This window comes from Streptomyces sp. NPDC037083 (assembly GCF_055606485.1).
On record NZ_JBVJSQ010000012.1, the window covers coordinates 131,747 to 148,405 of the forward strand.

Below are 16,659 nucleotides of genomic sequence, written 5' to 3' on the forward strand. Positions count from 1 at the left end.
GGACGAGAAGCAGACCGGCTCCTACTGGATGACCCCTGGGGGCTCAGCCGGCTCAGCCGTCCGCCGTGAGGACCAGGCCCGACGTCGGCACCCCGGTCCCCGCCGTGACCAGCGCCCGAGCGGCCGCCGGCAACTGGTTCACGGACGTGCCGCGCACCTGCCGTACGGCCTCCGCGATGCCGTTCATCCCGTGGAGGTACGCCTCACCGAGCTGACCGCCGTGGGTGTTGAGCGGCAGCCGGTCCTCCGCAACGAAGTCCGCGGCCTCCCCGGGGGCGCAGAAGCCGAACTCCTCCAACTGCATCAGCACGAACGGCGTGAAGTGGTCGTACAGGATGCCCACGTCGATGTCGGCCGGCGCCAGCCCGGAGCTGCGCCACAGCTGACGGGCGACCACGGACATCTCCGGCAGGCCCGTCAGGTCGTCGCGGTAGAAACTGGTCATCTGCTCCTGGGCCCGGCCCGCCCCCTGCGCCGCCGCGGCGACCACGGCGGGCGGCCGCGGCAGGTCACGGGCCCGCTCGAGCGAGGTGACGACCAGCGCCTGACCGCCGTCCGTCTCCTGACAGCAGTCCAGCAGCCTGAGCGGCTCGGCGATCCAGCGCGAGGCGGCGTGGTCGGCGAGGGTGATCGGGCGGTCGTGGAAGTACGCCGCCGGGTTGGCCGCCGCGTACCGCCGGGCCGTGACGGCGACGGGGCCGAAGGCGTCCTCCGCCCGCAACCCGTAGGCGTACAGGTAGCGCTGCGCCGCCATCGCCACCCAGGAGGCCGGGGTGAGCAGCCCGAACGGCAGGCTCCAGCCCAGCGCCGCCCCCTCCGCCGAGGGCTCGCGGCGCTGCACCCCCGACCCGAAACGGCGCCCGGAACGCTCGTTGAAGGCGCGATAGCAGACGACGACCTCGGCCACGCCCGTCGCGACGGCGAGCGCCGCCTGCTGCACCGTCGCGCAGGCCGCCCCGCCGCCGTAGTGGACCCGCGAGAAGAAGGACAGCTCACCCATGCCGCAGGCCTGGGCCACGGTGATCTCCGGGCTGGTGTCCATCGTGAACGTCACCAGGCCGTCCACGTCGGCGGGGGTGAGTCCCGCGTCGGCGAGGGCCGCCCGCACCGCCTCCGCCGCCAGCCGCAGTTCGCTGCGCCCCGAGTCCTTGGAGAACTCCGTGGCCCCGATCCCGACGATCGCGGCCCGGCCGCCGAGGGTGTCCCGCGTGCGCACGCTCATTCGCCGGCCTCCTTCGGGAGGGTGACCGTGGCCGTCCCCGTGACGTGCCGGCCCACGCCGTTGTCCCCGGTGATCCGCACCACGGCCGTGTCGCCGTCGACCTCCTCGACCGTGCCTCTCAGCACCATGGTGTCCCCCGGGTGGTTGGGCGCCCCGAGCCGGATGGCGAGCCTGCGGAGCACCGCCGCGGGGCCGAGGCAGTCGGTGAGGTAGCGGCCGACCAGGCCGTTGGTGGTGAGGATGTTCATGAAGATGTCCGGGGACCCCTTCCGCCGGGCCAGCTCGGGGTCGTGGTGGACGTCCTGGTAGTCGCGCGAGGCGAGCGCGCCGGCGACGATCAGGGTCCGGGTGATCGCGATCTCCAGCGGCGGCAGCTCGTCGCCGGCCCTCACGCGGCGCCCTCCCGTGCGCGGAACACGGGCAGCGTCAGCTCGTCGTCGTAGACGCGGAACTCCAGCTCCACCGGCATCCCGATGCGCACCTTGTCGTAGGGCACGTCGACCACGTTGCTGATCACACGGACGCCCTCGGCGAGCTCGATCAGGCCCACCGCGTAGGGAGGGGAGAAGGCCGGGAAGGGCGGGTGGTGCATCACGACGTACGAGAAGACCGTGCCCGCGCCGCACGCCTCGACGGTGTCCCACTGCGCCGACCCGCAGCCGTTGCAGCCGGGCAGCCAGGGAAAACGCAGGGTCGCGCAGTCGACGCAGCGCTGGATGAGGAGCCGGTGGCCGCGGACTCCCGCCCAGAAACCGGCGTTGTCGCGGTTGACGACGGGACGCGGCCGATGCGCCTGCGGCTGCGCGGCTCCCCCCGGGGGATCCGTCTGCCGTGCGGCCGGCGCGTACTTGAGGATGCGGAAGCGGTGGGTGCCGACGAGCGCGTCGTCCACGCGGACGTCCGTCCGGGTCGTCACGAAGTACCCGGTGCCCAGCCTGGTCGTCTTGCGTCGCGAGACCGACTCGATCACCGTGTCGAAGGCGACCTCGTCCCCCGGCCGCAGCGGGCGCACGTACTCCTGCTCGCAGTCGGTGGCGACGACCGAGGTGCAGCCCGCCCCGTCGAGGAGGGCCAGCAGTTCGTCGTAGGCCTGCGCCCGTCCTGCGTGACCGCTCAGCCCGCCCATGATCCACGCCTGCAGCATGGTGGGCGGCGCGACCGCGCCGGGGCCGGTGTACGCGGGGTTCGTGTCGCCCATCGCCTCGCACCAGTGCCGGATCATGGGCGCGTTGACGGGGTCCCGGCCTCTGCCGGCGACCGCTGCGGGGCGGCCCTCGTAGACCTTGAGCCGCGGGTGGAGATCGTCGTCGTCATCCACGTCCGCACTCCTTCCGGGACCGGTAGGGGAGTTTCTGACTGTCCGTCAGATACCGTGCCCTGTCAAGGTCGTCGCCGCACACCACGAGCCACATGGAGCCGCACGGGTCCGCATGGAGCCGCACGCGTCCGCATGGAGCCGCACGCGTCCGCATGGAGCTGCATGGAGCCGAGAGGGACGACTGCCCGACCCGCCCCGACCCGGCCCGCCACCGCCACCGCGCCCGCCGTCACCCCCTTCCCTTTATCGAACACACGTACGACACTACTTTCATGGCCACCACCGACCGGTACCCCCGGCAGGCCGCCACGCTGGCCCTCGCCCACGCTCTGTCGGCCGCCGAGCGCGGCCTGGCCGTCATCCCCCTGTCCCGGACGAAACTCCCGGCCCTGCGCTCCCCCCACCGGGACGCCCCCGAGCCCACCGGACCGCCCTGCCACGGCGAGTGCGGCCGCTTCGGCCACGGCGTGTACGACGCCTCGACCGACCCGGCCCGCATTCGCGAGCTGTTCGCCGCCGCGCCCTGGGCCACCGGCTACGGCATCGCCTGCGGCCTGCCCCCGCACCACCTCATCGGCGTCGACCTGGACACCAAGTCGGACACGGACTCCGCGGCAGCGCTGCGCGAACTGGCCCTGCGCCACCTCTTCACCATCCCGCCCACGATCGTCGTCCTCACCCCGTCCGGCGGCCGGCACCTGTGGCTCACCGGCCCGCCGGACGTCGTGGTCCCCAACTCCGCGGGCCGCCTCGCCCCCGGCATCGACATCCGGGGCGCCGGCGGATACCTGGTCGGCCCGGGCTCCCGCACCGCCCACGGCGTCTACACCACGGCCCCCGGCAGCGCGCACCTCGCACCCGCCCCCTGCCCACGGTCGCTGCTGCGCCTGCTGCTGCCACCGCCGCGCTTACCCCGCCCCAGCGGCTCCGGAGGCTCCGGCGGCCGGGGCGCCCCCGGCAGCTCAGGCAGCTCCCGCAGCTATGGCGATCTCGGTTCGTCGGCGGGCGGCGCACACGGCCGGGGCCTGGTCCAGTTCGTCCTGGCCGCCCACGAGGGGCAGCGCAACACGCGGCTGTTCTGGGCGGCTTGCCGCGCCTACGAGGACGGCATCGGACCTGAACTGACCGAGGATCTCGTCGACGCCGCCGTACGCACCGGCCTGACGGCACGGGAGGCACGGGGGACGATCGCGTCGGCAGCACGCATGACCGCACCCCGCCCCGACCCGTGACCGGCGGGTCGCGGCCACCGTCAGTACGAGCGCCGTACCGCCCGGCGACGCAGCGCGAGGACGATGGCCCCACCCACCACACCCGGTGCGCCGGCGACGCCTGCAACCATCGGCGCACGGCTGTCCACACCCCGGTCCGGGTCCTAGCGTCTTGGGGTAGGGCCGCCTGTTTTACTTTTGCGCATGATGCCCACGATCTATGTCTTCATTGGCATGGCGATCGGGACGATGCTCGTGGCACGGCGAGCCCGGCGCACTGCTGCTCGGGCTGCGGCAGGGGAAGCAGTCTTCTTCCCGGTCGGGGCCAACGTGCCGGACGAGGGACGCCGATACAGCGTTGGCCGGGTGCGAGCCGGAAGCGAGTTCCGATGGGAGCCTCGCTGGTCGTGGACGCGGCTGCGCGAACTCCCGACAGATCTGCGCTTTGTCCGCGCACGTCATGCGACGTCCGGCGAAACGTGGTGGATCCCGCCGGGCGCGCTGGTGATCGAGTGTGAATCGTCTCGAGGGCCGGTACGGCTGTGGGCTCGCGCGCAGCAGGCGGGGCAGGTTGTGGAGATGATCCGGCGTACAGGTGCCCCGGACTTGTCGAAGCCATAGCCGGCTACCGGCCGGGGGCGGCGAACAGGAAAGGCCGTGCCCCCTGACGTGCCCGACAGGCGGGGAACCCACGAGGGAACAGCAGTGTCCGACAGGCAATGCCCATGACGACGGCCCCCGACCGATATACCTGGTCAGGGGCCGTTCACCTGCGGTGGGTGTGGGATTTGAACCCACGGTGACTCGCGCCACGACGGTTTTCAAGACCGTTCCCTTAGGCCGCTCGGGCAACCCACCTGCGCCCCGGCCCACCTGGGGTGGAGCGGGTACAGACTACCGGGCGCGGGCACTGCGCGGGGGGCGTGGTCCACACGGGGTCCAGGCTCTCGTCTCGGGTGCCGCCCCTCCACAAGCATGAGCAGTACCCCACTTTGGTACTGCGCCGGCAAGCAGCCAGTCGCTGGGGCACCCACGTTCCTCCCCCCTCGAACACGAGTTCCTGATCCGTAGGATTGGGCAGGCCGTTGGGCGGGGCTCCGCCTTCTTATCGGCTCATGCTTGGCGGTCGTGATCAAGACCTCTGTGTGCCGTCGCTGCTGTCGGTTGCCGTCGTTGCTGTCGGTTGCCGTCGTTGCTGTCGGTTGCCGTCGTTGCTGTCGGTTGTTGACGGGGAAGAGCACCGGCTGGCGCCGGCCTCCAGCGTCGGCTGACTCCAGGCCCAGCCCGGCTGAGAGCGCGGACAGGTTGGAGCGTGGCCGTAATTGGGACTTCGCGTTCAATGGCGCACTGGGTGCTCCGGCGGGATCCCCGGCCGGTCCTTCGGCAGCAACACACGCAGGGCGCCCGGCCGGATTCCGCACACGACGGGGAGAGGAAGCCGCACCGCTTCGCCGTCGACCCCCGCGTCCAGGTGCCGCACGTCACCGTGCAGCGTGATGCCGGGAGTCGACCAGACGACAGCTCCTTCCCCCGGCGGGCCGGCACCGCGCTTGTGCTGTCGCAGTTCGCCGCGCAGATGTCGCAGGAGATCCGGAGGCGCCTGCACCGGGCGCTTGAGGACAACGGCACCCAGCTGTCCCGTGGTGAGGGAGAAGCGACGCCCCAGCCAGCGCGGTGTGGCGAAGTGGTAGGGATTGTTGGAGATCAGCACCACCTGCGGGGACTCGACGGTCCCCCAGGGGGTGTCCACGCGGGCCTCGACCCACTGCTTGCCCCTGAGATAGTCGGGGGCCACCGTGGCGAACGCGCGCGGCTTGTCCTCCCGGTACCCGGGCTCCAGCAGAGCGTCCGCGTACATGCCGAACGAGACGTTGTTGACGAAGACACGCGAGCCGAGCACCCCCAAGTCCACATGTGCGGGCTCACCGTCGACCAGGGCGTCCAGGGCCAGCCCCGGATCGCGGAGGTCGAGGCCGAGGTCCCGGGCGAAGTGGTTCCGAGTGCCCGCCGGGACGACGACCAGCGGGAGGCCCTCGTCGGCGGCCACTGCGGCGACGGCCGATACGGTGCCGTCACCGCCCGCCACCCCCAACACCTGCGCCCCCTCCTCGACGGCGTTCCGGGCGAGCGACGCCGCGTCCCGTTCCGCGCTGGTCATCCAGACCTGGGCTCCCATGTCCTCGGCCCGCTGCACCAGGCCGTAACGAGCAGTCTTGCCGCCGCCCGAGCGTGGGTTCGTCACGATCACCACCTGGGCACGCGTCCGAGCGCCGGCCATCACCGCACCCACTCTGGCCCTTCGGGCCAGCCTGCGGCGGCCCACTGGTTGACGTAGGACATCGCTGCCTCCTGACGACATGGCGGCGGTACTGAGCAGCGCCGGTTGGCGGCGCGTCCCTGCGCTGCGGGCAGCTGGGCAGATGCTGTCTGCCGCAGACGCCCGGTAGGGCGGGCGCTGCAGCAGCGGGGCGGCCGAAGTCTGTGCCGCGCTCAGTGCTGAGGGTGCGGTTGGGAGCGGAACGCAGGCCGCCGCTTGGCAGTCCTCCCGGGAGCGAGACGGCCGACTTCGATGCGCATCCTGATGGCGTGGAACACCTCGATCACGCCGAGGACGATGGCCATGATGCCCGCCGCCAGGGTGAGCGCGCCGATCGAGGTGAAGGGCGAGACGATCAGCACGATGCCCGCCAGCATGCCGATGATCCCGGTGAAGAGCATCCAGCCGCGCGCCGGCGTGTCCGGGGCGGAGGCGGCCGTGGCCGTGACCGTGGTCCCGCGCAGCAGCCAGCTGAAGCCGATCCACAAGGCGAGCAGCAGGATCGACTGCAGGGTGCCGCGGAAGCAGATCAGCCCGAGCAGGACGGATAGCGCGCCCGTGAGGAAATGCAGCGCCCGAAGATGCCCGGGAATATGCGTGCCAAAGGCGGCGGCCAGCTGGAAGACACCGATGACCAGCAGATAGATGCCGAAGAGCACACCGACGACCCGCAGCGTCTCCTCCGGCCAGGCAAGGACAACGACGCCGAGGGCGATGGCAGCCAGGCCCGTGGTGAGAAGGATCTGCCAGCCCATGTTCGCCAAGGCCGCCAGGCTTCCGCCGGGGGAGGCGTCTGATGGCCCGGTGCCGTGCTGGGGTGCGGTGCCGGTGCCTGATGGGGAATCGGAGGGAGGTGTCATACCAGCTCACCCTTCCGAGAACACAGGGGACGGATCGGTTCCCCTCCATCGTCACCCCGCCCGGCCCCCTGTCGCCTGGCGAAGACGGAGATGCCCAAGTGAGATCCGGTGTGCGGGTGCCGTCGCCCGAGATGCCGCGTCGCGCGATCACCGTGCGTTGCTCGCAGTGCGCTCGCACAGCTTCGGCAGCGCCTTCGGGTCTCGGTCAGGTGCACGGTGCTGACGAATGAAAGCGGGCGAGCACGGACACCGGATCACTCGTAGATTGACAGGGCAGGCAGTCGCGCTCGCAAGCAAGGGAGAGCGCGTGATGACAGCGGATATCGACTTCACGGCGTTCCTCGACGCGACACCAAGCCCGCACCTGGTGCTGGACGCGGACCTGGTGATCCGCTACGTCAACCCTGCATGTCTGAGGACCGCCGGCCGGACCAAGGACGAGTTGATCGGGAAATACTTCTTCGACGTCCTGCCGGAAAATCCCGGCATCCGCCACGACGCAGAACGGAACCTGAAAGCGTCCCTGCACCGGCTTCTGGACACCGGGAAGCCAGAAACCGTGGTGCTGCAGCGGTACGACATTCCCCGCCGCGACCAGCCGGGCGGGTTCGAACAGCGATGGTGGTCCGTGGTCCACACCCCGCTCTCCGGACCGGACGGCAAAGTGAAGTGGATCATCCAGCAGGTAGAGGACGTCACGGCCTTCGTCCACTCACCCCAGGGACGTCAGCTCAGCGAGGAGTTGACCGACCGGTCGAAGGACATGGCAGCCGGGCTATACGCGCGGACCCGCGAGCTGGACCGGCTGAACCTGGAATTGCGTCAGGCCCATGCCCGCGAACGACAGGTCGCCGTCACCCTGCAGGAAGCCATGCTCTCCGTCCCCGACCTGGACCGGCACGGCAACATCACCGTGCGCTACCTGCCGGCGACCGCGTCACTGAATGTGTGCGGCGACTGGTACGACGTCGTCGACCTGCCACCCGACCGCTACGCCGTGGCGGTCGGAGACGTCGTCGGCCACGGTCTGCCCGCCGCGGCCGTCATGGGCATGCTCCGCAGCGCCCTGAGCGCCGTCATCCGCGCCATCCCCAGCCCCGCCCAGGCCCTGGAGATCCTCGGCCTGTATGCCCGCTCCGTGGACGGCGCGATGGCCGCAACCGCGGTCAAAGTCCTCATCGACACGCGAAGCAAGCTGATCATCTACAGCAACGCCGGGCACCCCCCGCCGATCCTGGTCCACACCGACGGGGCATGCGAACTGCTGGACAAGGCCACGGATCCGCCACTGGGCGCACGCGAGCACCACGTTCCCCGTCCGCAGGCCGGCCTCGCCTACACCCCGGGAGACACCCTCGTGATGTACACCGACGGCCTCATCGAACGCCGCGACGAGGACATCGACACCGGCCTGCAACGCCTGACCACAGCCCTGGCCCAAGACCCGACCCTCTCCCCCGACCTCCTGGCCGACGCGCTCCTGGACCGCCTCGACGTCGCTGGTGGCGCCCCCGACGACATCGCCTTTGTCATCGTCCGCCTTTGACCTGTGCGCCTTCTGGACAGTTCCCGGCGGCACTCCGGCCGCGTTCAGGAACGGACGCTCAGACTCAGCTTGTCCTGCCTTCCCAGCGGGGACGTGAGCTGGTCATTCGTAGGATCCGCGGGACGACCGCTTGACCGTCGAGCAGGCCCGGCTGATTCCCGCTGGCCCGTGGTCCACGCCTGGTCCACACGGCCTGATCCACACCGCGACAGTGCTGGATCAAGGTGAGACAGCCCCATGCAGAAGGGGCGCCCCTCGTCTCCTGTCAGTCCCGGACGAGGCAGAAGGGGTGGCCTGCGGGGTCCGCGAAGATGCGCCAGCTCCGCTTTCCGTCACCCCCGTCGAGCAGTGTGGCGCCCTGTTCGAGGACCTCTGCCTGGGCCTGGTCCAGGTCCTCGACCCCCAGGTCCAGGTGGAATTGCTGGGGCCGAGCGGGGTCCGGCCACCGCGCCGGCCGGTGATCCTCAACCCGCTGGAAGGCCAGCACGAACCCGCTGTCGGTGTGGAGCGTCGCCCAGCCGTCGCCGAGCGACCACCGCGGATCGGGCTGGTTCACCACGCCGCCGAGGAGCGACCGGTAGAACCGGGAGAGTTCGACGACGTCGGCACAGTCCAACACCACACACTGCAGCTTCGCGATCACGAGAGGCAGCGTAGAGCAGCGCCGTACGCCGTCTCTCGCGATCCTGATCACGGACTCCAAGTGGACGGCTAGCGGTGGGAGACCTGCCGCCATCCGGCCGCAAAGGCGTACGTGCTGTCCGGGGCGTACGCGCGCGGCCCGCGCACCTTGTCCTTGTACTGCGGTTCCTCGGTCACCTTCCAGTCGTCGTCCTCCCACTTGACGATCAGGTAGGTGGTCTCGTCCTTCAGCGACTTGTTGTCGGCGCTCTCTTCGCCGTCGGCGACGAGTCGGTCGTAGAACATCCAAACGACGACGACGTCGCCGCTGTCGTCAAGGCTGCGGGCGAGAGCCGCCTTCACGACTGTCCTCCCGTCCTTCGGCGTTGGTGTCAGAAGCGGCGCTCCGACCGTTCCGCCGACCCCTCTGTCGACGGTTTCGGGGGAGTCCTCGGAAGTGACCGCCGTCCACTGTCCGCGGGCGACCGCCTCGTCCCGCAGGTCGAAGTCCTGCCAGTAGGAGACGGCGGCGGAGACCGCGCCGAGCGACGAGTGCTCGAAGCCGGTCCCGATGCCGTCGGCGTTCGACCGCGGATCGAGCACGGGAATCGGGGCGGCGTCGGCCGGCGTGAACTCCCGGTCCTGGGCAGCGGGCTGAGAGCCTTGGCCGCCCCCCGGGCGGGGGGACGCGTTCGGGCCCGTCCGGGCATGCCCGTTCCCGCCGGTGATCGACGTTACGGCGAGGACGCCTCCGACAGCCAGAGCAGCCCCGGCCACGACCCCGATCGCCAGAAGCCGGACCCGGTGCTTGCGTGCTCCGCTGTCGTGGGCATCCGGATCAGGCCGCGTGCCGGGGCCGTGGCCGGTGTCCGCTTGGTGGCGCATCGTGTCTCCGAATCCGAAATCGCCGGGGGCTGCGAGACACACCGACCCTGGGCAGGCCGGCCACATGTCGCATGGGAGCCGGATCAAGGTGTGACATCCCTGCGCCCCGGCCCTCCTGGGACGGAGCGCGACACCGCGCTAGCGTCAGGGCCCATGATCGTATGGATCAACGGGACCCACGGTGCAGGCAAGACGACGACCAGTGCGCTGGTGCAACAACTGATCCCGGACTCACGGGTGTTCGACGCCGAGAAGGTCGGCGAGACGCTCATGGACATCACGCCCGGGCTGCCCGGGCCCGGGGCCGAGAACTTCCAGCACTGGCCGCCCTGGCGGCCGCTCGTCGTCGAAACCGCCCGCCACGTACTCGCTTACGCCGGCGGCACCTTGGTGATGCCGATGACCGTCCTGGTCGAGCAGTACTGGCGTGAGATCAGCGCGGGTCTCGCCCAACATGGCGTCCCGGTGCGGCACTTCGTCCTCCACGCAGACCAGGACACCCTGCGCGGACGCATCGAGGGGGACACGGTCCTCGGCCCCTCCTCGTTCCGCCTCGCCTACCTCGAGCCCTACGCCGAGGCGGCCCGCACATGGCTGCACCGGGAGGCCGAGGTCGTCGACACCACGCACCTCACGCCGGCCCAGGCCGCCCTGCGGATCGCGGAGGCCGTCAGGGGCTGAAGTCCACGGGTCTCGGCCAGGTCCGGTCCACCCGCGATGCGAGCGGTGCGCATGGGTCGGGCAGCCCGCTCCATGCGAGCAGTGCGCGTCGGCCGGGCAGCCCGCCCCGCGCCGTCCGTGACCGGCGGCGCGGGGACAGGGGCTACGGGTGCGCACGCGCGCGGGGGCGAACGTGCGTCAGTTGTCGCCCTTGCGGGAGCCGAGGGTGAGTTCGACGGTGTGGGACTTGCCGCCGCGCTCGTAGGTGATCGTCACCTTGTCGCCGGGCTGGTGGGTCCAGATCTCGCCGATCAGGGTCGGGCCGCTGTCGATCACCATGTCGTCGAGCTTGGTGATGACGTCGCCGGGCTTGAGGCCGGCCTGGTCCGCCGGGCCGCCGGACTCGACCGCGGACGAGCCGCCCTCGGCCGTGTCGGTGATCTTCGCGCCGCCCGTGGACTCCTGCAGGGAGACGGAAGCGCCGATCTTGGCGTAGACGGGCTCACCGGTCTTGATCAGCTGCTGCGCGACGTACTTGGCCTGGTTGATCGGGATGGCGAAACCGAGACCGATCGAGCCGGACTGGGTGGTGCCGCCCAGGCCGCCGCCACCGGTGGACTGGATCGCGGAGTTGATGCCGATGACATTGCCCGAGGCGTCCAGCAGCGGGCCGCCGGAGTTGCCCGGGTTGATCGAGGCGTCCGTCTGCAGGGCGCTCATGTAGGAGGAGGAGCTGCCGGAGCCGTCGCTGGAGGCCACCGGGCGGTTCTTCGCGCTGATGATGCCCGTGGTGACCGTGTTGGACAGGCCGAAGGGGGCGCCGATCGCGATCGTCGAGTCGCCCACCGCCACCTTGTCGGAGTCGCCCAGGGCGAGCGGCTTCAGGTCGGACGGGGCGTTCTTGAGCTTGATGACGGCGACGTCGTAGCCCTGGGCGTGTCCGACGACCTCGGCGTTGTACTTCTTGCCGTCCGGGAAGGTGGCCGTCACCTTGCCGCCGTCGACCGCCTCCGCGACCACGTGGTTGTTGGTGACGATGTGGCCCTGCGTGTCGAAGACGAAGCCGGTGCCGGTACCGCCCTCGCCGCTGCTGGACTCGGCCTCGATGGTGACCGTACTGGGCAGTGCCCTGGCGGCCACGCCGGCGACCGTGCCGGGGTCGCGCTTGACGTCGCCGCCGTTGGTGGAGGCGGAGACGGTGGTGGAGCCGGTGTCGTCGTCGTTCTTGGCGAGGGTGTAGCCGAGGCCGCCGCCCAGGCCGCCCGCGACCAGCGCGGCGACCAGGACCGCCGCGACGAGTCCGCCTCGGCCACGGCCGGACTTGGGCGCGGGCTGCTGGTAGGAGGCCCCCCAGACGGTACCGCTGCCCCCTCCGGCCCCGCCGGCCTCGGAGGCTCCGGGTCCCGCATCGCTGTACGCGTGCGTGGCCGTCCCTCCGTCGCCGTACGCGTGCGTGGCCGTGCCTCCGTCGCCGTACGCGTGCGTGCCCGCGGCCGCGTCGGCGTACACAGGGGTGGCCGGGGACTGGGTGTGCCAGTCCGCCCCGGGGCCCGGGGAGCCGTGGGGCGCCGAGGTCTCCGGTGCCGAGGAAGCCTGGGGGGCGGTCGGCGGCGGCCAGTCGGCGCTGACCGGGGCGGGCGCCCCCTGCGCGGTGGGCGGCGGCCAGCCGCCCTCGGGTGCGCCGGCCGGGGTGGCCGGAGCGGCCTCCGGCGCCTGCGGGGGCGCCGCCGGGAGCGGGGTCGTGGGCGCGCCGGGGTCCGGCGCGGGCGCCTGCGAGGCGGCCGAGGGAGACTCCACCGGCACGGGGGGTGCGGACGGGGCCGGGGGTACCTGAGTGCCCTCGCTCTTGCCCTCGTTCTCGGTGCTCACAGCTCTTCTCCTCGATCCACGGCTGTTTTCGTCGGTCGCACTGGGTCGCACTGGGTCACGCTCGGCGGCGCTCGGCGTGCTCCGTCGCACGCTTCGTCGTCGACCCGGCGCGCTGAAGCTGTGCATGTGCTTTTGTACGTCTCAGCTTTTCCCACGGGCCGTCAGAGCACCATAAGCGGTGCCTGTGGGTCCACGGTCATTCTTTATATGGGTCAATACGCACAATAAGCGCGCATCTTCGAAACATCTCAGAGGGTTCTCAGACGACGGGGCACCGGTGGCACGATGACGCGGTGACCCAAGCACGGCAGCACCACATTCAAGTCGTCGCTCATCGAGGCGCCTCCGAGGATGCCCCCGAGCACACTCTGGCCGCGTACAGAAAAGCGATCGAGGACGGTGCGGACGCCCTCGAGTGCGATGTACGGCTGACCGCGGACGGCCATCTCGTCTGCGTGCACGACCGCCGTGTCAACCGTACGTCCAACGGGCGCGGCGCCGTCTCCGCCCTGGAGCTCGCCGACCTGGCGGCGCTGGACTTCGGCTCCTGGAAGACGCGGGAGGCACGCGAGGCCTGGCACGCGCGCGAGGAGGACCCGGACTGGGAGGTCCGGCCCGAGGACCGCGAGGAGACCTCGGTCCTCACCCTGGAGCGGCTGCTGGAGCTCGTGTCCGACGCGGGACGGCGGGTGGAACTGGCCATCGAGACCAAGCATCCGACCCGCTGGGCCGGCCAGGTGGAGGAGCGGCTGCTGGTCCTGCTCAAGCGGTTCGGCCTGGACGCGCCCGCCTCGGCGGACGAGTCCCCGGTGCGGATCATGAGCTTCTCCGCCCGCTCGCTGCACCGCGTGCGTGCCGCCGCGCCCACGGTCCCGGCGGTCTACCTGATGCAGTTCGTCTCGCCCCGGCTGCGCGACGGGCGGCTGCCCGCGGGGGTCGGCATCGCGGGCCCCTCGATCCGGATCGTGCGCAACCACCCGACGTACATCGAGCGCCTGAAGCGGGCCGGCCACCGGGTGCACGTCTGGACCGTGAACGAGCCGAAGGACGTCGACCTCTGCGTCGAGCTGGGCGTCGACGCCATCATCACCAACCGCCCGCGTGCGACGCTCCAACGCCTGGGCCGCTGAGCCCCGAACCGACCCAAGTCGGCCGGGGCCCCTCGCGCGGGAGTCACAGAAGTCACAGAAGCCCCCTCCATAACTCTTGACCCGCGGCACCACCTGCAGCATCCTCCGTTCTCAGCCATACCGTTCAAATCCAGCCACTCGCTGACCAGGCCCTCACAGGGAGTGCTCCGGCGCGTTCGGTCCGTGTTCGGTCGTTCCGAATGCGTCGCCGGACCTGCATTGGCCGGTTTCCGGTACAGGCCAATGGGGCATCCACACCGTGGCGTGGGGCGAAGGAGGTCTCGGGGGTGGCGTTGGTGGTGGCACAGGAGGTGCCCGCGTCGTCGAGCATGGCCGTACCCCATGGCCCTGCGGGCGTGGGGAACGCGAGACACCGCATGCGCGATCAACTGCGCAGGGGCGGGGTGTCGGAATCGGTCATCGACGACGCCGTACTGATCCTTTCCGAACTTTTGAGCAACGCCTGCAAGCACGGCAGACCCCTGGGCGACGCCCTGGCCGGGGACGGCGACGTCCGGGCGGCCTGGCGCGTCGATCCGGGCGGCCGGCTGGTGGTCGAGGTGACCGACGGCGGGGGCCCGACCCGCCCGGCCCCGGCGACCCCCTCCGTCACCGCGCACGGCGGCCGTGGGCTCAACATCATCACGGCGCTGGCCGACGACTGGGGCGTCCGGGACGACGCCCGCGGCGAGGTCACGGTGTGGGTCGTCGTCCACACCGACGTGTACGACCCCGACGCGGGCTGCCGGCGCGACGACTTCGCGTCCCGGGTCGCGGCCCCCACGGTCGCGTCCATGCCCGGCCTGGACTTCGCCGACGCGTTCGACGACCTGGACTAGACCTGCGGACGACGCGGGGGCGGCCGTCCGGCCGCGAACCCTGCGTCGTCCACGGGTCGGGCGACGTATACCGGTCGACGGCGTCGGCCGCGAGCGCTGCGCCGCCCACGGGGCCCCGCGTCGTCGACAAGCCGTGCGTTGTCCACAGGTTCCCGTGACGGAGCGTACGAACGGCTAGGCTCCCGCCGTACCAGACGAGCCGTACCCGGGAGACACCCAGTGGCCAAGAAGCGACCCCAGACGAAGGCCAAGCGGCCGCAGCTCACCGACGCGGACATCCCGGTCGTCGGCGCGCGGGAGCCCTGCCCGTGCGGCAGCGGCCGCCGTTACAAGGCCTGTCACGGCCGGGCCGCCGCGCATGCCGTGACCGAGCTGGTGCACCGTCCCTTCGAGGGACTGCCGGGCGAGGGCGACTGGGTGGCGCTGCGCGAGCTGGTGCCGGCCGCCACGGTGGAACTGACGCTGAAGGACGGGCTGCCCGAGGGCGTCCCGTCGGTCACCCTCGCCACGGTGCTGCCGATGGCCTGGCCCGCCCTGCGCCGCGACGACGGCTCCGTGCTGCTCGGTCTGCAGAACGACACGCCGTCCGGCGACATCAGCCGCGACCTGGCCGACACCCTGCAGCGCGCCCTGGAGGCGGACCCGGGCACCCCGGTGCAGGCCCGCCGGGCCCCCGCCGGCGGTCCGCGGATGCAGGATCTGCTCGACCCCGAAGGCGCCTTCGAGCCAGTTGTGCACAGCGGCTTCGAGTTCTGGGTGCCGGACCCGGAGAACGCCGCGCCGGAGGTGGCCGCCTCCCTGGAGCGGGCCAACGCAGCGGCCATCCCGACCGTGAAGCTGAGCGGTGTGGACGCCGCGTACTGGTGCGAGACGCCGGACAAGAACCATCTGCGCTGGGTCATGCCCCACCCGGAGGAGCAGCTTCTGGACGCTCTCGCGCGGCTGCACGCCGCGGGCCGTTCCGGCCTCGGGGAGGGCACGCGTCTGGTGGGCTCCTTCCGTGCGCACGGCCTGACGGTGCCGGTGTGGGACTTGCCGAGCGCGGTCACCGCCGACGACGTGGAGAAGCCGGCCGCCGAGTTCGCCGAGCGGCTCGCCGCCGCCCTGGCCTCGGACGCACCGCTCACGGCGGACGAGCGTCGCGCCCGTGGCGGCCTGACCAACCGACAGGTGACGCTCAGCTGACACGCAGGGCCGCGCCCGGCGCTGCTGACCGGTCGGTCAGTAGCCCGGTACGGGCGGTCTGCGTGAGCCCGCTCACAACTGCCGCCCGAACAAGGCGAGTCGACGCGAGGAGAGCGGACTCGCTCGTGTCCGGAAAGCCGATGAAGACAAGAGATCGAATTTGCTTGAGGCCGATCTCTTGTTACCGTTCGAGTAGCCCGGTTGCTGGTGCATCCCCCGTCGCCAGCAACCGGGTTTTTCCGTGCGCGACTCCGTTCACACCGCGGCGGCGCTCCTCAACTGCCCGTGTTCTCCTGGGAGTTGCTTCCGGAGCGCAGTAGCAGCGGTCCGTCGCCACCCGCCGCGGCGAACTCCGCGATCGCCGTGTAGGCCGCCAGCTGCCCCCGGGCCCGCTCATGGGGCGTCTCGCACGACTGCGGTTCGTCCTCGGCGCCCAGCGCGCAGTTCGTCTGCACCGTGCGCCCCGCGGGCCCCATGAGGCTCAGGAAGGCGTCCAGGGCGCGTCCGGTGGCGTTGCGGTAGTAGGTGCGCGCCCAGGTGTCCTCGCCCTGGGACAGCACACAGGTCTGCGCCTCCACGCCGTCGGGAGAGGTGAGCTCGGGACCGCAGCGGGCGGCGGTGGCCAGGCCCAGGCCGAGCAGCAGCGGGGATCCGGACGCCGCGACCGGGGGCGCCTTGGGGTCCGTGCCGTCCGCCGCGCGCGGACCCGGACTCCGTGCGGAACGCGGATCGGCCGCGTCGGCGGCGCCGCGGCCGGTCGCCCCGGTGGTGCGCGGGCCACCGGTCCCGGCGGCGCCGCGGCCGTTCGTCCCGGCCGTGCGCGGGTCGCCCGTGTCGAGCGCGCGGGTGTCGGTCCCGCCGACCGCGCGCCCTTCGTCACCGACCGGCCCCGCGGACGCCATGGCCAGAGGCAGTGCGATCGCGCCTGCCACGGCGCCCACGAGGGCGAGGAGACGAAGGTTCATGTAGCGGAAGATAGAGGGCGAACACCGGCGG

15 protein-coding genes and 1 tRNA gene are annotated in these 16,659 nt (G+C 71.5%); 6 read left to right on the plus strand and 10 right to left on the minus strand.

The genetic code is table 11. From position 1 onward, the window contains the following. Positions 1-52: 52 nt before the first annotated feature. The 3 genes from ACZ7DE_RS29090 to ACZ7DE_RS29100 are packed head-to-tail and all read right to left on the minus strand — an operon-like array spanning position 53 to position 2,540. Entirely contained in the window at positions 53-1,222 is a 1,170-nt protein-coding gene (locus ACZ7DE_RS29090; protein ID WP_470766268.1) for a lipid-transfer protein, read from the minus strand. Then, positions 1,219-1,614 (minus strand): MaoC family dehydratase, encoded by a 396-nt coding sequence (locus tag ACZ7DE_RS29095; protein WP_470766269.1) that lies wholly within the window; start codon positions 1,612-1,614, stop codon positions 1,219-1,221. Before ACZ7DE_RS29095 ends, ACZ7DE_RS29090 begins: the two co-directional genes overlap by 4 nt. Beyond that, entirely contained in the window at positions 1,611-2,540 is a 930-nt protein-coding gene (locus ACZ7DE_RS29100) for a bifunctional MaoC family dehydratase N-terminal/OB-fold nucleic acid binding domain-containing protein (protein WP_470766271.1), read from the minus strand. The genes ACZ7DE_RS29095 and ACZ7DE_RS29100 overlap by 4 nt, the downstream gene beginning before the upstream one ends. A 272-nt stretch (positions 2,541-2,812) precedes the next feature. On the opposite strand from ACZ7DE_RS29100, the gene ACZ7DE_RS29105 reads away from it, so the two are divergent. Continuing rightward, positions 2,813-3,772: a bifunctional DNA primase/polymerase gene (locus ACZ7DE_RS29105; protein ID WP_470766273.1), complete on the plus strand. Its 960-nt coding sequence runs from the start codon at positions 2,813-2,815 to the stop codon at positions 3,770-3,772. A 752-nt stretch (positions 3,773-4,524) separates the two neighbouring features. Here ACZ7DE_RS29105 and ACZ7DE_RS29110 read toward each other — a convergent pair. The 3 genes from ACZ7DE_RS29110 to ACZ7DE_RS29120 all read right to left on the minus strand — a co-directional run bounded on the left by ACZ7DE_RS29110 (position 4,525) and on the right by ACZ7DE_RS29120 (position 6,928). After that, positions 4,525-4,609: transfer RNA gene (locus tag ACZ7DE_RS29110), tRNA-Ser, on the minus strand. Positions 4,610-5,087: 478 nt separating this feature from the next. Further along, entirely contained in the window at positions 5,088-5,993 is a 906-nt protein-coding gene (locus ACZ7DE_RS29115) for a diacylglycerol/lipid kinase family protein (RefSeq protein ID WP_470766275.1), read from the minus strand. 248 nt (positions 5,994-6,241) lie between these two features. Further along, on the minus strand, positions 6,242-6,928 hold the full coding sequence (locus ACZ7DE_RS29120; protein WP_470766277.1) for an HdeD family acid-resistance protein: 687 nt from the start codon (positions 6,926-6,928) through the stop codon (positions 6,242-6,244). A gap of 310 nt (positions 6,929-7,238) precedes the next feature. Between ACZ7DE_RS29120 and ACZ7DE_RS29125 the strand changes: the two genes are divergently transcribed. Then, on the plus strand, positions 7,239-8,474 hold the full coding sequence (locus ACZ7DE_RS29125; RefSeq protein WP_470766560.1) for a SpoIIE family protein phosphatase: 1,236 nt from the start codon (positions 7,239-7,241) through the stop codon (positions 8,472-8,474). A 265-nt stretch (positions 8,475-8,739) separates the two neighbouring features. Here the strand turns inward: ACZ7DE_RS29125 and ACZ7DE_RS29130 are convergent, their stop codons facing one another. Beyond that, on the minus strand, positions 8,740-9,117 hold the full coding sequence (locus tag ACZ7DE_RS29130) for a VOC family protein (protein WP_470766279.1): 378 nt from the start codon (positions 9,115-9,117) through the stop codon (positions 8,740-8,742). Between the two features lie 68 nt (positions 9,118-9,185). Next, positions 9,186-9,698 (minus strand): hypothetical protein, encoded by a 513-nt coding sequence (locus ACZ7DE_RS29135; RefSeq protein WP_470766281.1) that lies wholly within the window; start codon positions 9,696-9,698, stop codon positions 9,186-9,188. Between the two features lie 435 nt (positions 9,699-10,133). Here ACZ7DE_RS29135 and ACZ7DE_RS29140 point away from each other — a divergent pair, with 435 nt between their 5' ends. Next, positions 10,134-10,661, plus strand: a complete 528-nt coding sequence (locus ACZ7DE_RS29140; protein ID WP_470766283.1) for an AAA family ATPase — start codon at positions 10,134-10,136, stop codon at positions 10,659-10,661. A gap of 177 nt (positions 10,662-10,838) precedes the next feature. Here ACZ7DE_RS29140 and ACZ7DE_RS29145 read toward each other — a convergent pair whose 3' ends face one another. Continuing rightward, positions 10,839-12,509: a S1C family serine protease gene (locus ACZ7DE_RS29145; protein ID WP_470766285.1), complete on the minus strand. Its 1,671-nt coding sequence runs from the start codon at positions 12,507-12,509 to the stop codon at positions 10,839-10,841. 293 nt (positions 12,510-12,802) lie between these two features. Here ACZ7DE_RS29145 and ACZ7DE_RS29150 point away from each other — a divergent pair, with 293 nt between their 5' ends. From ACZ7DE_RS29150 to ACZ7DE_RS29160, 3 genes are all read left to right on the plus strand, one after another. Beyond that, positions 12,803-13,639: a glycerophosphodiester phosphodiesterase gene (locus tag ACZ7DE_RS29150; RefSeq protein ID WP_470766287.1), complete on the plus strand. Its 837-nt coding sequence runs from the start codon at positions 12,803-12,805 to the stop codon at positions 13,637-13,639. Between the two features lie 200 nt (positions 13,640-13,839). Beyond that, positions 13,840-14,478 carry an ATP-binding protein gene (locus tag ACZ7DE_RS29155; RefSeq protein ID WP_470766289.1) on the plus strand — a complete coding sequence of 213 codons (639 nt, stop codon included), beginning with the start codon at positions 13,840-13,842 and terminating at the stop codon, positions 14,476-14,478. Between the two features lie 219 nt (positions 14,479-14,697). Then, on the plus strand, positions 14,698-15,663 hold the full coding sequence (locus ACZ7DE_RS29160) for a DUF5926 family protein (RefSeq protein WP_470766291.1): 966 nt from the start codon (positions 14,698-14,700) through the stop codon (positions 15,661-15,663). Between the two features lie 275 nt (positions 15,664-15,938). Here ACZ7DE_RS29160 and ACZ7DE_RS29165 read toward each other — a convergent pair whose 3' ends face one another. After that, positions 15,939-16,628 carry a hypothetical protein gene (locus ACZ7DE_RS29165; RefSeq protein ID WP_470766293.1) on the minus strand — a complete coding sequence of 230 codons (690 nt, stop codon included), beginning with the start codon at positions 16,626-16,628 and terminating at the stop codon, positions 15,939-15,941. Positions 16,629-16,659 lie beyond the last annotated feature (31 nt).

Coding starts and splice junctions, on each gene's coding strand:
- ACZ7DE_RS29105 (WP_470766273.1), top strand. CDS start 2,813: ATGGCCACCACCGACCGGTACCCCCGGCAGGCCGCCACGCTGGCCCTC.
- ACZ7DE_RS29125 (WP_470766560.1), top strand. CDS start 7,239: ATGACAGCGGATATCGACTTCACGGCGTTCCTCGACGCGACACCAAGC.
- ACZ7DE_RS29090 (WP_470766268.1), bottom strand. CDS start 1,222: ATGAGCGTGCGCACGCGGGACACCCTCGGCGGCCGGGCCGCGATCGTC.
- ACZ7DE_RS29155 (WP_470766289.1), top strand. CDS start 13,840: ATGCGTCGCCGGACCTGCATTGGCCGGTTTCCGGTACAGGCCAATGGG.
- ACZ7DE_RS29165 (WP_470766293.1), bottom strand. CDS start 16,628: ATGAACCTTCGTCTCCTCGCCCTCGTGGGCGCCGTGGCAGGCGCGATC.
- ACZ7DE_RS29140 (WP_470766283.1), top strand. CDS start 10,134: ATGATCGTATGGATCAACGGGACCCACGGTGCAGGCAAGACGACGACC.
- ACZ7DE_RS29120 (WP_470766277.1), bottom strand. CDS start 6,928: ATGACACCTCCCTCCGATTCCCCATCAGGCACCGGCACCGCACCCCAG.